This is a genomic window from Nocardioides sp. SR21 (assembly GCF_022761125.1).
In the GTDB taxonomy this organism is placed as follows: Bacteria; Actinomycetota; Actinomycetes; order Propionibacteriales; family Nocardioidaceae; genus Nocardioides.
Genome location: NZ_JAKWJR010000004.1, coordinates 105,199 through 119,598, shown reverse-complemented (window position 1 = coordinate 119,598; position 14,400 = coordinate 105,199). Strand labels below are relative to the sequence as shown.

Genomic DNA, 14,400 nt, shown 5'->3' with positions numbered 1-14,400 from the left:
GCCACCATGACCACCACGCCCTCACCCGAGTCACTCGTCGACACCCGGGCGATGAACACCATCCACACCTTCTTCCGCCGCGAGTTCCGGCTGGCGGGCGGCGTCGTCCGCTGCGTCCCGGCCGGCGACCGGGCCCGGGCCGAGGTCGTCGCCGACCACCTCGCCTTCCTGACCCTCGCCCTGCACCACCACCACACGACCGAGGACGACTACCTGTGGCCGCTGCTCCTGGAGCGGGTGCCCGAGGAGCTGGCACCGATCGTGCACCTGATGGAGTCGCAGCACGCCCGGGTCGACGGGCTGATCGAGGAGATCGACGACCTGACGCCGCGGCTGCGGGACACCGCGGACCCGGAGGTGCGGGACCGGCTCGCGGACCTCGTCGACACGCTGTACGTGCACCTCGCCGAGCACCTCGACGCCGAGGAGCAGCGGCTGCTGCCGATCGCGGCCCGCACCCTGTCGCAGGCCGAGTGGAACCGGCTCGGAGAGATCGGCCGGACCACCGCGCCCAAGGGCCGGGGCCTGCTGGTGATGGGGATGTTCCTGCACGACGGCGGCCCGGACGGCCCCGCGCTGATGTTGGCGGAGGCCCCCCGCCCGGTGCGGTGGCTGGTGCCGAAGCTGGCCCGGCGCACGTTCCGGCAGTACGCCGTCCGGGTGCACGGCACCCCGACCCCCTGACTCAGAGGGCGGCGAGCTCGCTCTCCGCGACCTCGACCCAGTACGGCAGCCCGAGCTCGTCGTGGCGCGCGCGTGCCCGTTCGAGGTGCTCGCGGGCGGCGTCGTCGTCGTCCAAGGCCGCCGCCAGCCGGCCGAGCGTCAGCCGCATGCTGCCGCGGAAGCCGACCGGCATCGTCATCGCGAGGCGGTCGGCGAACGGCAGCAGGTCGGCGTAGAGGTCGGCGGCGGCCGCCTGGTCGCCGAGGGCGAGCCAGGTCTCGGCGCGCACGCTGCTCATGAGCAGGAACTGGTAGTCGCGCAGCACCGGCTGCTGTTCGCTCCATCCACCCAGCATCGAGCGCAGCTCGTCCAGCCGGTCGGCCCGGACCATGCTCAGTGCGTGCACCTCGAGGAGTGCCGGGTGGAAGAGCCGCAGCTGGCGCAGCTGTGGCTCCAGCTCCGGCAGCCGTCCCTGGACGTCGCTGAGGAAGACGCGGTGCGCGACCGCGATGCCCTCCCCCGAGACCGCCAGGCTCGCTTGGAGCTGCTCGTTGGCGTCGGTCGCCTGCCGCGACCCCTCGAGGTCGCCGGCGAGCAGCAGGAGCACCGCCTCCGACCAACCGCCGATCACCTTCACCTCCGGGAGGTGGTGGTGGGTGGCCAGCTCCAGGGCGCGGACCAGGTCCGACCGCGCGTCCTCGAACCGACCGAGCTCGCCGCGCTCCTGGGCGCGACCGACCAGCGCCGCCGCCAGGTCGTGCGGCGTACCGGCGCGGGCCGCGGCCTCGACGATCTCGTCGGCCAGCGGGATCCGGTGGTGGAGCAGCTCGGGGCGGAGCAGCGCCTGCTGCGCCAGCCTCAGCACCGGAAGCTCCTCTGCCCCCGTCCGGCCCGCCCGGCGGACCATCGCCACCGCCTCGTCGGCCAGCCGGGTCGACTCCGTGGAGTCGCCCGGCCGCTGGAGGTGCTCGAAGGCCAGCCCTGCGGTGAGGTGGGCCCGCGTCAGCACGGCGTCCTCGGGCTGCAGGTCCAGGACCCGTCGCCACAGTGCGATCGCGTCGTCGTCGTAGGCGGCGTCGGTGCGCCAGCCCCAGCCGAGCCCGTCGGTCACCTCGCACAGGCAGGCGGCCGCGGCCGCCGCGTCGCCCCGGTCCAGGGCCGAGCGGCACGCGCGCTCGGCGGGCGGCCAGGCCTCGATGGGCCGCGAGATCCGGTTCAGGGAGCGGGCCTGGGCGACCAGGGCGTCCTCCCGCTCGGTGACGATGACGGTCGGGTCGTCGCCCTGCAGCTCGACGGCCAGCCGCGCCAGCCGCGCCGACTCGTCGTACGCCGCCTGCTCGGCGGCCACGTCGGAGGCCCGGCGCGCGAAGACCCATGCCGACCGCACGTGCGCCGGCCCCGCCTGCCGGTAGTGCTCGGCGAGCTCGGCGGCGTGCTCGGCGATCCGGCCGGCGTACGTCGTCTCGAGCGCGGCACCGACCTCAGCGTGCCGCCGCACCCGCACCGGCGCCGGCAGGGACTCGTAGAGCGCGTCGCGCACCAGGGCGTGCGTGAACCGGACCCGGCCTGGCCCGTCCTCCTCGACCAGGCCGAGGACCTGGGCGTCCTCGATCGCCTCGGCCAGGTCCACGTCGCTCTCCGCCGAGCGGCCGAGGACGTCCAGGACCGCCAGGTCCACGCTGCGCCCGACCACAGCGGCACTCGCGAGGAGGTCCGCCGCCGGTGCGCTCAGGAGCCGGGAGCGCTGCCGGACCACGTCCCGGACCCCACCCGGAACGGCGCGCCAGGCCTCGGCGGCCAGGTCGAGCAGCGAGCCCTCGCGGACGAGCAGGCGCACGAGCTCGCTGACGAAGAACGGGTTGCCGTCCGTGCGGCGTACCAGCTCACCGGCCACCTCGTCGGGCACGTCCCGACCGGCCTGCGCCGACACCCAGGAGGCCACGTCCGCGGCGGTGAGGCCAGCGAGGTCCAGCCGCAGCGGTCCCAGCCGGGCGATCGTGGCGAGCACCTCGGCCCAGGTGTCGTCGATCTCGGCCACCGCCCGGCGGGTGGTCACGAGCAGCAGCACCGGCCTCCGACCGAGCTGGCCCGCGATCCGCCGCAGCAGGCGCAGGCTCTCGTGGTCGGCCCAGTGGGCGTCGTCGAGGACCAGCAGCGACGGCTTGCCGTCGTCCAGGGCGTCGAGCACCAGGTCCGCCTGCTGGTAGCTCGCCGCGGCCGCGTCGCCCGCCGGGCCGGTGGAGCCGTCGGTCAGGACGTCGCGTCCGAGGAGCTCCCTCAGCGCGTGGGTCCATCCGTGGAGGGCCGGGGCCGCGTCGGCGTCCCACCCGCCCCAGCCGGTGCGCAGTCCCCGCTCGCGGGCGAGGTCGACGACCGCCTCCGCGAGCCGGGTCTTCCCGATCCCGGGCTCGCCAGTCACCAGCACGACGCCACCGCGACCGGCGGCGGCCTCCGTCAGCGCCTCGTCGACGGCGGCCAGCGCGTCCTCGCGGCCCGGGAGGCCGGGCGACGCCGGGCCGGGTCCGGCCGCGGGCGCCGGCTCCGGCGCCGGGGTGCTCACGACCGCGCGGTCGAGAGCCGGGTCCTGCCGCAGCACCTGCTCCTCCAGGTGTCGCAGCTCGGGGCCGGGGTCGACGCCGAGCTCGTCGGCGAGGTGGTCGCGGGCCCGGCGCAGGGCTGCGAGCGCGTCTCCCTGGCGAGCCGACCGGTAGAGCGCCAGCGCCAGCAGGCCCCACAGCCGCTCCTGGAGCGGGTAGAGCCGGACCAGCTGCTCGAGCTCGGCGACCGCCTCGGGGTGCTCGCCACCCGCGAGCCTCAGCTCCCACAGGTCACCGACCGCCCCGGTCCGGAGCTCGTCGAGCCGGGTGGCCTCGGCCCGCAGGGACGGACTGTCGTACCCGGCGTACGGCTCCCCGTGCCACATCGCCAGCGCGGCACGGAGCCCCTCGTCCGCGCCGCCGGGATCGGTGGTCGCCGTCGCCCGGGCGTTCCGGACGAGCTCGGCGAACCGACGCGCGTCGACGTCGACGTCGGTCAGGTCCAGCGAGTAGCCGCCGGCATGGGTGCGCAGGCGTCGAGCCGGGCTCCGCGGGTTGCGGTCGGGCTCCAGCACCCGTCGCAGCCGGGCGACGTACGACTGGAGCGAGGCCTCGACCCGCGCCGGCGGCTCCTCGCCCCACATCTGGTCGATGAGCTGCTCGACCGGGACCGGCCGGCCCCCGGCGGCGACCAGGAGCGCCAGCAGGGCCCGGGGCTTCGGTCCGCCGAGGTCGACCGCGTCACCCGCGACTCGGACCTCGAGGTCGCCCAGCACCTGGATCTGCACGCGCAGGACACTAGACGGGTTCGGGCCGGCCGGCCCGGGTAATTCAGACGGCCGCGGGCTGCGGGACCGGCGTCGTCACGCTACGCCGAGGCGCGCCGACGAGCCCGGTGCCGATCGAGAACACCGCGAGCAGCATCGCCGCACCGGCGAACACGGGGCTCAGCTCGGCATCCGGGAGCAGGATGCTGAGCGGGACCGAGAAGGTCTGCAGCACGCCCGCGACCACCCCGACGACGGCGACGCCGCGCCGCCAGCCACGCCACGCACGACCGAACGACCAGGCGAGCAGGATCAGCGCCCACCCGGTGATCGGGTAGAGCACGATCGAGAGGCCGATGTGGGTCATCGCCACCGGAGCCGTCTCACCGGCCGCCAGGTCGGCGGCGTCGGCGCCGGCCGACAGGTGGGCGATGGTCTCGAAGACGTAGGCGGTGAACGCCGCGGCGGCGAACGCGAGCGGGAGCTGCACCCGCGCCGGCCACGCCCGGGAGCCCCACGCGGCCCACAGCCCCACCGCGAGGAGCACGGCGCTGGCCGCGATGAGGGCGTGGCCCGGGATCCAGCGGTCGTCGGCGGCCATCGTGGCCAGCTCCTCGGCCAGGCTGTCCTCCGCGTCGGCGCTCGGGTGCAGCCGGCCGCCGAGGACGAGCAGGATCCCGGAGGCGATCAGGGCGAGGCGCCAGCCGTGGGTGCGCAACGTGAACATGTCAGAACCTTTCCGTGGTGGGTGGACCCACGGTGGTCCCGACGGCTTGCAGCCCTCTTGACGTGCGCTGGAAGCGGGAGGCCTCACGGACGGAGCAGCGGCGCCAGGTCGCCCCGCGGCTCGACCGTGATCGTCGCGAGGCCGAGCCAGTCCGCGAGCTGGCGCAGCTCGGCCGACAGCTCCTCGGCGGTCTCCGGCGGAGCGGTCGGCTCGGCGTACGCACCCTTGACGACCAGCCGGCTCTCCTTGCGCTCCGCCTTGAGGTCGACCCGCCCGACGACGCGGTCGCCGAGGAGGAACGGCAGCACGTAGTAGCCGTGCACGCGCTTCTCGGCGGGCACGTAGATCTCGATGCGGTAGTGGAAGTCGAACAGCGACTCCGTGCGCGCCCGCTCCCACACCACCGGGTCGAACGGGCTCAGCAGCGCCCGGGCGTTCACGCGCCGCGGCAGTCGCGCCTCGGCATGGAGGTAGCCGGGGCGCTTCCAGCCCTCCACGGCCACGGGGAGCAGCTCCCCCGACTCCACCAGCTCCGCGACCGCGGTCGCGGTGTCGACGACCTCCATCCGGTAGTAGTCGCGCAGGTCCTGGACCGTCGCGACGCCGTGGGACCGGGCGGCACGGCGGACCAGCTCGCGGGCCGCGTCGGCCCGCGACGGCACGGGCAGGGCGAGCACCGCCGGCGGGATCACCCGCTCGGGGAGGTCGTAGCGGATCTCGAACTGGGAGTTGCGGCCGGCGATCGCCACCTGGCCGGAGGTGTAGAGGTAGTCGAGGACGCGGCGGGTCTTCGACCAGTTCCAGCCCCAGTTGTCCTTGGCCCGCGGCAGGCCGTCGTCGAGGTCGCGCGCGGTCGAGGCGCCCAGCTCGCCCAGCTCGGCGAGCAGGCGCTGCTCGAGCTCGTCGTCGGCCTGCACGAAGCCCCACTTGCCGCGCTTGGCGCGGTAGTCGTCCATCCGGTGCTGCATCACCGGCCACAGCTCGACCGGCATGAACGCCTGCACGTGCGCCCAGTACTCCACGATCCGGCGCGGCCGCTGCTCGCCGGCACGGCGCAGCAGGTCGACGTCGTACGGGCCCATCCGGGAGTAGAGCGGCATGTAGTGCGCGCGCTGCAGCACGTTGACCGAGTCGACCTGCAGGACGCCGGTGCGCTCGAGCGTGCGCTGGAAGGTGCGCATCGTGGGCACCGCGTGCCGCTTGTCGAGGAAACCCTGGGCGGCCAGCGCGATCCGGCGCGCCTGCGCGACGCTCAGCGACTCCATGCGGCGAGGCTAGTGGGCGTCACCGACACGACGTTGGTCGAGCAGCGAGCGCCAGCGAGCGTCGTCGAGACCGCTGCGCTCGATCTGGTCTCGATACGCCGGTCGCGACCTCGTTCCTCGATCGCGCGGCTACTCGACTGTTTGCTGCTTCGTGGTCCGACCTCGTTCCTCGGTCGGACTACGGCAGATCAAGCAGCTTCTCCTTGACGGCGTACATGACCGCCTCCATCCGCGAGTGCAGCTGCAGCTTCTCGAGGATGTTGCGCACGTGGTTCTTGACGGTGTTCTCGCTGATGAACAGGTCGCGCGCGATCTCGCGGTTGTTCATGCCCTTGGCGACCAGCCGGAGCACCTCGAGCTCGCGCTCGGTGAGCCGGAGGCCGGGGACGTGGTCGCGCTCGGGGCGTGACATCTGCTTGAACTCGTCGATCAGCTTCACCGCCATCGACGGGCTGATCAGCGACTGCCCGTCGGCGACCACGCGGACCGCCTGGGCGACCTCCTCGATCGAGGAGTCCTTGAGCAGGTAGCCGGCGGCCCCGCTCTTCACGGCCTCGTAGAGGTCGGCCTCCTCGTCGGAGACGGTGAGCATGATGATCTTGGTGGACGGCACGGCGTCCTTGATGGCGCGGCAGGCCTCGATGCCGGAGCGCTTCGGCATCCGGATGTCGAGGAGTACGACGTCCGGGGTGGTGCTGGTCGCGAGGTTGGTCCCCTCGACGCCGTCACCGGCCTCGCCGACCACCTCGATGCCCGTCTCGACGGTCAGCAGCATCGTCAGGCCGCGACGGAACAACTCCTGGTCGTCGACCACGAGCACACGGATCGGCTCGCGCTCGGCGTCGGTCGTCGCGTCGGCCACGTGGGCATCATGGCACGAACGGACCCCGGATGGCTCCCAGGCGGGTGGTGGCAAGACAGTGGGGGTGGCCCGTTCGGGCCACCCCCACTGCTGCGCTCTGCGCTCAGAGCCCGGATTCGAGGTCCAGCGAGATCACGCCGTAGTCGTAGCCGCGGCGGCGGTAGACGACCGACGGACGCTCGCTCTCCTTGTCCACGAACAGGTAGAAGTCGTGCCCGACGAGCTCCATCTCGTAGAGCGCCTGGTCGAGCGTCATCGGCGTGGCCGGGTGGGTCTTCTCCCGGACCACGAGCGGACCGTCACCGGTCACGTCGATCGGGCCGACGCGGCGTTCGGTGGTCGTGACGTCGTCCTCGGTCTCCTCGACCGTGGCGGTGGCGGCGAGCGCCTCGCCGACGGAGACAGGCGTGTGGCGGCCGTGGTGCACGCGCCTCCGGTCGGAGGCCCGGCGCATCTGCGCGGCCATCTTGTCGAGAGCGAGGTCCAGTGCGGCCATCTTGTCGGCGGCACAGGCCTCGGCCCGGATCACGGGTCCCTTCGAGAGTGCGGTGAGCTGGAGGCGTACGGCGCGATCGGCCTGCCGCGGGTTGCGTTCGTTCTCGACCTCGACGTTCACCCGGATGATCCGGTGATCGTGCTTCTCGAGCTTGGTGAGCTTGTCCTCGACGTGACTGCGAAACCGGTCAGACAGCTCGCAGTGACGACCCGTGACGACAACTTCCATGTGAACCTCCCGTTGAACAGTTGGTTTCTCGATGCCTCAGCTCTCGGCCATGCCCTCCTCGGGACAGGTCACGAGAGAGAGCGGAGTCCGTCCGGCCGACCTGGTCTTCGACCCCACAATCGCCTGCTGAGACGTTCGCAGCTTGCATGCCACTACTGGCCTTCTCCCGACCGTCGTCGCATCTGGCGACGGGGACGAGGCAGGACTTACCACTAAGCCGCACCGTGATCCCACGGCCTGCGTGAGCAGGACGTGGTTACGTGGACCGTTTCGCCTGCGACTGGCATCGGCTTGCCGTTCGGGCTCCCGCTCGGGCGTCCCGACGACGCAACCACGGACCCGGACGGACTCCATGCACAGACGTTAGTCCCCTGCCGTCACTCACAAAAGGGTCAGGTGGGACCAGATTCGGGTGACCTTCCAGACACGGCCGCTGCGCGGCCCGGAAGCCGCCGGCGCGTCGCCGCCACGGTCGCCACGCCGGCCACCACGAGGCCCATCGACTCCAGCGCCCGCTGGGCCTCGCGGGCGGTCGCACCGGTGGTGAGCACGTCGTCGCAGACCACGAACCGTGCCCGCGGGCGGGTCCTCGCGAGCCGGCGCAGCGGGCCGGGCGGGCACCGCATGGAGCCGGCGAGGTTCGCCGCGCGGTCGCCGGCGCCGAGTCCGGCCTGGTCGGCGACACCCCGCCTGCTGCGCAGCAGCGAGCGGGCCACCGCGTCGGCGCCGGCCCCCCGCAGCAGGCCCGCGGCGGTCGTGGTCAGCGCCGTCGTGGGCTCGTGCCCGCGGGCGCGGGCCACGCCCGGGCGCGAGGGCACCGGGACCAGCACGACCGGGCCGGGCGGTGTCTCGCCGAGCAGGCCTGCGACCGCGTCGGCGAGCAGCCCCGCGAGCGGGCGGCGCAGCGCCAGCACCCGGTGCTCCTTGTGCGCGAGGAGCAGCGCGCGCACGACGCCGTCGTACTCCCCCGCCGTCCAGGGCACGGCCAGGCCGGCCGGCACCGGGTCCGGCCACGCGGGGCGCGGCTCCGCGCGGAGCAGGACGGCGCACGCGCGGCACAGCGACCGGCCCGGGCGGCCGCAGCCGACGCAGGCACCGCCGAGCAGCAGGTCGAGGGCACCGTCGAGGAGCATGCACCGATCGCAGCCCACCGGCCGGGCCGGCTCAACCCGGTGGGCGCGGCCTGTGGATCAGCCGACGTACACGAGCGTGGTGATGCCGGGGTCGATCGACGTCGAGTCCTGGTCGACGACGCGCACGAGGGTGTCGCGTGCGAGCCCGTACAGCGGCTCGTCGGGGTACGGCGACCCGGCCAGCGAGTGCAGCCGCTCCTCGAGCGAGACCGAGGCGGCTTCCGGTACGGCGGGCGATCCGTCGACCGAGACCAGCTGCACGTGGGTCAGCGTCGGTGTCAACGGGATCAGCATCGCCAGCCGTTCGGGCGAGGCCCACGTGATCGACCGGATCGGCAGGTTGGCCTCGCCGCCGGTGCCGATCCGCTCGGTGCGCGTCGCGCCGACGACCCGTCCCGTCCCGGAGTGCTCGATCCGGCTGACCACGAGCAGGTCGCTGCCGTCGCGGCGCACGACCGCGACCAGCCGCGTGCCGTCGCGCGAGACCTGGAACGAGCGGACGTTCGTGCCGGTGAGCCCGGGGATGCGCAGTCCCTGGACCCGGTCCTCGTAGACGTACAGCACCCGGGCGCCCGCGGTGGTGCGGTCGACGAGCCAGGTCCGGCCGGCGAAGTCCCACGACGGCCGGAGCAGGTCGGTGGCGCTCGAGACGATCGTCTCGACGCGGTTCGAGTCCGCGCTGTCACCGAGCTCGCCCATGAGCAGCGAGGTGCCCTCGGCGCCGACGCCGGCCACGGCGGTCGCGTCGAGGCTGGTGCCGATCGAACGGAGGCCGAGGTCGCGGGAGCCGAGCGGCCCGGCGACCGGCGAGAGCCCGCTCGGGGTGCCGGAGACGACCCTGCCGTCGCGGAGGCCGTAGAGCAGCGGGCTGGCCCGGAAGCCCGCGGGGTCGTACTCGTCGCCGCCGTCGACGCGGTACGCCGACACCCCGCCCGGGAGCGGCACCGCGTCCCCGTTCAGCGTGACCCGGATGGTCTCGATCGCAGCGTCCTGGCGGAGCGTCCAGGCGAACTGGGCCATCATCAGCTCGATGGTCGCGGCGGTCAGCTGGGCCTCGCCTGCGAGCGGGATGACCGCCTCGCCCTCGCCCGAGACCCGGACGCCGACCACGACCTCCAGGCCGGCCGGTACGGCGCTCTGCACGACGCGGCGCAGCTGGTCGCCCGGGCCCTTCACGAGCTTCTTGATCAGCGACGACGCGAGCTGCTCGCCCTTCGGCACGTAGATCGGCTCCGGCGCGAGGATGCTCTGGGTCGGGTCGAAGAAGTACAGCGACGCGGGGACGTAGCGGGACTCGAACCAGTCCTCGGGGACGATCAGCGCGTCGGGCGCAGCGTCGATGCGCCACTCGCCGTCCTCCATGACCATCGGGAACGTGATGTCGCGCTGGTCGGCGGGCAGCGCGCCCTGCCAGGCACCACGCTCGTCGAGCCGGTCGGCCCCGGTCAGCGTCACCAGGACTCCGTCCGGCGTCTCGATGGGCGCGGGCGGCTCGGCGTACGTGATGGTCTCGAGGCCGGGGTCCCAGGCGGCGTCGGCGTCCTCGCTGAGGAACCGGCGCGCGGTCTGGGTCTGGATCGGCGTGGCCTGCATGGCGTCGAGGAAGTGGTCGACGATCTCGACCGGGCCCTCGCCGTCCTGGGGCGGTCGCGGGTCGATGAAGACGCCCGGGTCGGAGCTGACCTTGCCCTCCGACCTGGTCTCCTCGACCGGCCCGCCGGTGGGCACCCGGACGCAGCCGGACACCAGCACCAGGCAGGCGGCGGCGAGCGCGGTCGCGATCGTGCGGTTCACGAGACCGGCTCCGCGACGTCGGCCGGGACCAGCGGCAGTGGGCTGTGGCGCAGGACGCTGCCGGCGTGCCGGGGCAGGGTGAGGCGGAACTGCGCACCCTCGCCCGGGCGACCCCAGGCCTGGAGCCAGCCGCCGTGCAGGTGGGTGTCCTCGAGCGCGATCGACAGCCCGAGGCCGGTGCCGCCGCTGGTGCGGGCGCGGGCCGGGTCGGCGCGCCAGAACCGGTTGAACACCATCGAGGACTCCCCCGGCGCCAGGCCGATGCCGTGGTCACGCACCGCGATCGCGGCGGCGTGGTCGTCGCCGGCGACCTGGACGACGATCCCGGCGTCCTCGCCGTCGACGGCGGCGTGGTCGATGGCGTTGGTGACCAGGTTGCGCACGATCCGCTCGACCCGGCGTACGTCGCCCTCGGCCAGGCACGGCTCGTCGGGGGCGCGCACGACCACCTGGACCCCGCGCTGGTGGGCGAGCGGCGCGGTGGCCTCGACGACGCGGCGCGCGACCGCGCTCAGGTCGAGGTTGTCGACCTCGAGCACGGCGGCGCCGGCGTCGAAGCGGCTGATCTCGAGCAGGTCGGCGAGCAGCGTCTCGAAGCGGTCGAGCTCGGTCTGCAGCAGCTCCGCGGCCCGGGCGGTCACCGGGTCGAAGTCGGTGCGGGCGTCGTGCAGCACGTCGCTGGCCATCCGCACCGTGGTGAGCGGGGTGCGCAGCTCGTGCGAGACGTCGGAGACGAACCGGCGCTGCACTCGGCTCAGCTCCTCGAGCTGGCGGATCTGGCGCTGCAAGTTGCTGGCCATCTGGTTGAACGACGTCGCCAGACGGGCGAGGTCGTCCTCGCCGGCCACCTTGAGCCGCTCCTGGAGCTGGCCGGCCGCGAGCCGCTCGGCGACCCGGCGGGCCAGCCGGATCGGGGTGACCACCTGCCGGGTCACCAGCCAGGTCATGCCGGCCACCAGCACGAGCAGCAGCACCGCGGCGGTGAGCAGCGCCCGCGTCACCAGCGCGAGCGTCTGCGCCTGCTCGTCGAGCGGGAAGAGGTAGTAGAGCGTGTAGGTCTCGGAGTCCGCCGGCAGCGTCACCTGGGAGGCGACCACGATGCCGGGCTCCTCGGACGTGGACCCGTCGCTGTCGGTGGTCTCGATGTTCGTGTAGGTCCACGCCGTCGAGGTGTCGTGGTCGAAGTGGGCCTGGAGGTCCTCGGGAACGCTGTGGGTGTCGAGGCCCGGCGTGAACGTCGCGCCACCGTCGGTGATCCGGCTGCCCGGCTCCGACGGGCCGAACAGCACCGCGGAGAAGCCGCGGGTCTCGCCGCGCTGGATGATCGTCGCCGCGAGCTGCTGGCGCTGGGTGTCGGCGTCGCTGTCGGTGCCGACCGCCGAGTCGAGGAGGTTGCGGGCCGCCGCCGTACCCCCGTTGGCCTCGGTGACCACCGCGTCCACGCGGTTCTCGAGCAGGCCGTCGCGGGTCTGCTGGAGCAGGAACCACCCGACCACGCTGAACACCACCGCGGACAGCACGACGGTGCTGATCACGACGCGGGCTTGGATCGAGCGGCGCCAGAAGGTGAGCGCCCGGCGGGTGGGCTCCGGGAGCCGCGGGAGCCTGGCCAGGTGGACCATCCGCGAACCTACGCCGTTCCGGCTTTGTACCCCACGCCGCGCACGGTCACGACGATCTCCGGGTTCTCCGGGTCGTGCTCGACCTTGGAGCGCAGCCGCTGCACGTGCACGTTCACCAGGCGGGTGTCGGCGGCGTGCCGGTAGCCCCAGACCTGCTCGAGGAGGACCTCGCGCGTGAACACCTGCCACGGCCGGCGGGCCAGGCAGACCAGCAGATCGAACTCGAGCGGCGTCAGGCTGATCGGCGCGCCCGCACGGGTGACCGCGTGGCCGGCGACGTCGATCGCCAGGTCGCCGATCGTCAGCGTCTCCTGCGAGGGCGTGTCGAAGCGGCGGACCCGCGCGCGGATCCGGGCGATCAGCTCCTTGGGCTTGAACGGCTTGACGACGTAGTCGTCGGCGCCGGACTCGAGACCCACGACCACGTCGACGGTGTCGCCCTTGGCGGTCAGCATCACGATCGGGACGCCGGACTCCGCGCGGATCTCCTTGCAGACGTCGATGCCGTCCTTGCCCGGGAGCATCAGGTCGAGCAGCACGAGGTCCGGCTTGTAGTCGCGGAACTCGTCCATCGCCTCGTCGCCGCGACCGCACATCCGGCTGTCGAAGCCCTCCTGGCGCAGGACGATCGTGAGCATCTCGGCCAGCGAGGCGTCGTCGTCGACGACCAGGATCCGGCCCTTGCCGGCGGTCTCGGCGGGTGGGCCGCTGGGGGCGCCGACGGGCTCGCTCATGTCGTCCATAGTGACAGGTGATCGGTGGTCGAGTGGCCCTGCGAGGAACGAGCGGCGTATCGAGACCACTCAGATCTCGATACGCCGGTCGCTACTCGATCCAGCGCGTGACTCTCAGCCCCGCAAGCTCGGGCCGAGCGCCCTAGTACCGGTACTGCTCGGGCTTGTACGGGCCGGCCACGTCGATTCCGAGGTACGACGCCTGGTCGCCGGTCAGCGTCGTGAGCTTCACGCCGAGCGAGTCGAGGTGCAGGCGCGCGACCTCCTCGTCGAGGTGCTTGGGCAGCACATAGACGCCGACCGGGTACTCCTCGGGCTTCGTGAAGATCTCGATCTGCGCGAGGACCTGGTTGGTGAAGGAGTTCGACATGACGAACGACGGGTGGCCGGTCGCGTTGCCGAGGTTCATCAGGCGGCCCTCGGACAGCACGATGATCGAGTTGCCCTTCGGGAAGGTCCAGACGTCGACCTGCGGCTTGACGTTCTTGCGCTCGGCGACGCCCGGCGCCTCGAGGCCGGCCATGTCGATCTCGTTGTCGAAGTGGCCGATGTTGCCGACGATCGCCTGGTGCTTCATGCGCGACATCTGGTCGACGGTGACGACGTCCTTGTTGCCGGTGGCGGTGATGATGATGTCCGCGACCGGGAGGGCGTCCTCGAGCGTGGTGACCTGGTAGCCGTCCATCGCGGCCTGCAGCGCGCAGATCGGGTCGATCTCGGTGACGATGACCCGAGCGCCCTGGCCGCGCAGCGACTCGGCGCAGCCCTTGCCGACGTCGCCGTAGCCGCAGACGACCGCGACCTTGCCGCCGATGAGGACGTCGGTGGCGCGGTTGATGCCGTCGATGAGCGAGTGGCGGCAGCCGTACTTGTTGTCGAACTTCGACTTGGTGACCGAGTCGTTGACGTTGATGGCCGGGAAGAGCAGCGAGCCTTCCTTCATCATCTCGTAGAGACGGTGGACACCGGTGGTGGTCTCCTCCGTCACGCCCTTGATGCTGTTGGCCTTCGGGGTCCAGTACGACGCGTTGGCCGCGAGCTGCTCGTTGAGCACCTCGAAGATGACCTTCTGCTCGTGGCTGGTGGCGGTGGCCGGGTCGGGCGCGGTGCCGGTCTTCTCGGCCTGGACGCCGAGGTGGACGAGCAGGGTCGCGTCGCCGCCGTCGTCGAGGATCATGTTCGGCTGGTCGGTGCCCCAGTCGAGGATCTGGCGGGTGCACCACCAGTACTCCTCCAGGGTCTCGCCCTTCCACGCGAACACCGGGACGCCCTGCGGGTCGTCGACGGTGCCGTTCGGGCCGACGGCGATGGCCGCGGCGGCGTGGTCCTGGGTGGAGAAGATGTTGCACGACGCCCAGCGCACCTCGGCGCCGAGCGCGACCAGGGTCTCGATGAGCACCGCGGTCTGGATGGTCATGTGCAGCGAGCCGGCGATCTTCGCGCCCTTGAGGGGCTGCTCGGCGCCGTAGCGCTCGCGCATCGCCATCAGGCCGGGCATCTCGTGCTCGGCGAGCTGGATCTCGGTGCGGCCGAAGTCGGCCAGGCTGAGGTCGGCGACCTTGTAGTCCATGT

At 72.8% G+C, this 14,400-nt stretch carries 11 protein-coding genes; 1 reads left to right on the top strand and 10 read right to left on the bottom strand.

The genetic code is table 11. The annotated features are described in order from the left end of the window. Window positions 1-6: 6 nt before the first annotated feature. A complete protein-coding gene (locus tag MJ604_RS08895) occupies window positions 7-684 on the top strand; it encodes a hemerythrin domain-containing protein (RefSeq protein ID WP_243057981.1) in 678 nt (225 codons plus the stop codon). Window position 685: 1 nt separating this feature from the next. Here the strand turns inward: MJ604_RS08895 and MJ604_RS08890 are convergent, their stop codons facing one another. From MJ604_RS08890 to ahcY, 10 genes are all read right to left on the bottom strand, one after another. Next, complete coding sequence (locus tag MJ604_RS08890; RefSeq protein ID WP_243057980.1) at window positions 686-3,988, bottom strand: AfsR/SARP family transcriptional regulator; 3,303 nt, start codon at window positions 3,986-3,988, stop codon at window positions 686-688. Between the two features lie 43 nt (window positions 3,989-4,031). Beyond that, on the bottom strand, window positions 4,032-4,694 hold the full coding sequence (locus tag MJ604_RS08885) for a hypothetical protein (RefSeq protein WP_243057979.1): 663 nt from the start codon (window positions 4,692-4,694) through the stop codon (window positions 4,032-4,034). Between the two features lie 83 nt (window positions 4,695-4,777). Continuing rightward, window positions 4,778-5,959, bottom strand: a complete 1,182-nt coding sequence (locus MJ604_RS08880) for a winged helix-turn-helix domain-containing protein (protein ID WP_243057978.1) — start codon at window positions 5,957-5,959, stop codon at window positions 4,778-4,780. 178 nt (window positions 5,960-6,137) lie between these two features. Next, the gene (locus MJ604_RS08875; protein ID WP_243057977.1) at window positions 6,138-6,821 is read right to left on the bottom strand and encodes a response regulator transcription factor; all 684 of its coding nucleotides are present in this window, start codon (window positions 6,819-6,821) and stop codon (window positions 6,138-6,140) included. Between the two features lie 103 nt (window positions 6,822-6,924). Next, window positions 6,925-7,545, bottom strand: coding sequence for a ribosome hibernation-promoting factor, HPF/YfiA family (gene hpf, locus MJ604_RS08870; protein WP_243057976.1), 621 nt, complete (start codon window positions 7,543-7,545; stop codon window positions 6,925-6,927). 392 nt (window positions 7,546-7,937) lie between these two features. Next, window positions 7,938-8,678, bottom strand: coding sequence for a ComF family protein (locus MJ604_RS08865; RefSeq protein WP_243057975.1), 741 nt, complete (start codon window positions 8,676-8,678; stop codon window positions 7,938-7,940). A gap of 57 nt (window positions 8,679-8,735) precedes the next feature. Further along, complete coding sequence (locus tag MJ604_RS08860) at window positions 8,736-10,472, bottom strand: LpqB family beta-propeller domain-containing protein (RefSeq protein WP_243057974.1); 1,737 nt, start codon at window positions 10,470-10,472, stop codon at window positions 8,736-8,738. Continuing rightward, complete coding sequence (gene mtrB / locus MJ604_RS08855; RefSeq protein ID WP_243057973.1) at window positions 10,469-12,094, bottom strand: MtrAB system histidine kinase MtrB; 1,626 nt, start codon at window positions 12,092-12,094, stop codon at window positions 10,469-10,471. Before mtrB ends, MJ604_RS08860 begins: the two co-directional genes overlap by 4 nt. 8 nt (window positions 12,095-12,102) lie before the next feature. Further along, complete coding sequence (gene mtrA / locus MJ604_RS08850; RefSeq protein WP_243057972.1) at window positions 12,103-12,828, bottom strand: MtrAB system response regulator MtrA; 726 nt, start codon at window positions 12,826-12,828, stop codon at window positions 12,103-12,105. Window positions 12,829-12,970: 142 nt separating this feature from the next. Further along, on the bottom strand, window positions 12,971-14,398 hold the full coding sequence (gene ahcY / locus MJ604_RS08845; protein WP_243057971.1) for an adenosylhomocysteinase: 1,428 nt from the start codon (window positions 14,396-14,398) through the stop codon (window positions 12,971-12,973). Between the last annotated feature and the right edge of the window lie 2 nt (window positions 14,399-14,400).

Excerpts from the sequence above, each read along its gene's own strand:
- MJ604_RS08895 (WP_243057981.1), top strand. The coding sequence starts at position 7 with ATGACCACCACGCCCTCACCCGAGTCACTCGTCGACACCCGGGCGATG.
- MJ604_RS08880 (WP_243057978.1), bottom strand. The coding sequence starts at position 5,959 with ATGGAGTCGCTGAGCGTCGCGCAGGCGCGCCGGATCGCGCTGGCCGCC.
- hpf (WP_243057976.1), bottom strand. The coding sequence starts at position 7,545 with ATGGAAGTTGTCGTCACGGGTCGTCACTGCGAGCTGTCTGACCGGTTT.
- MJ604_RS08865 (WP_243057975.1), bottom strand. The coding sequence starts at position 8,678 with ATGCTCCTCGACGGTGCCCTCGACCTGCTGCTCGGCGGTGCCTGCGTC.
- mtrA (WP_243057972.1), bottom strand. The coding sequence starts at position 12,828 with ATGAGCGAGCCCGTCGGCGCCCCCAGCGGCCCACCCGCCGAGACCGCC.
- MJ604_RS08885 (WP_243057979.1), bottom strand. The coding sequence starts at position 4,694 with ATGTTCACGTTGCGCACCCACGGCTGGCGCCTCGCCCTGATCGCCTCC.
- mtrB (WP_243057973.1), bottom strand. The coding sequence starts at position 12,094 with ATGGTCCACCTGGCCAGGCTCCCGCGGCTCCCGGAGCCCACCCGCCGG.
- ahcY (WP_243057971.1), bottom strand. The coding sequence starts at position 14,398 with ATGGACTACAAGGTCGCCGACCTCAGCCTGGCCGACTTCGGCCGCACC.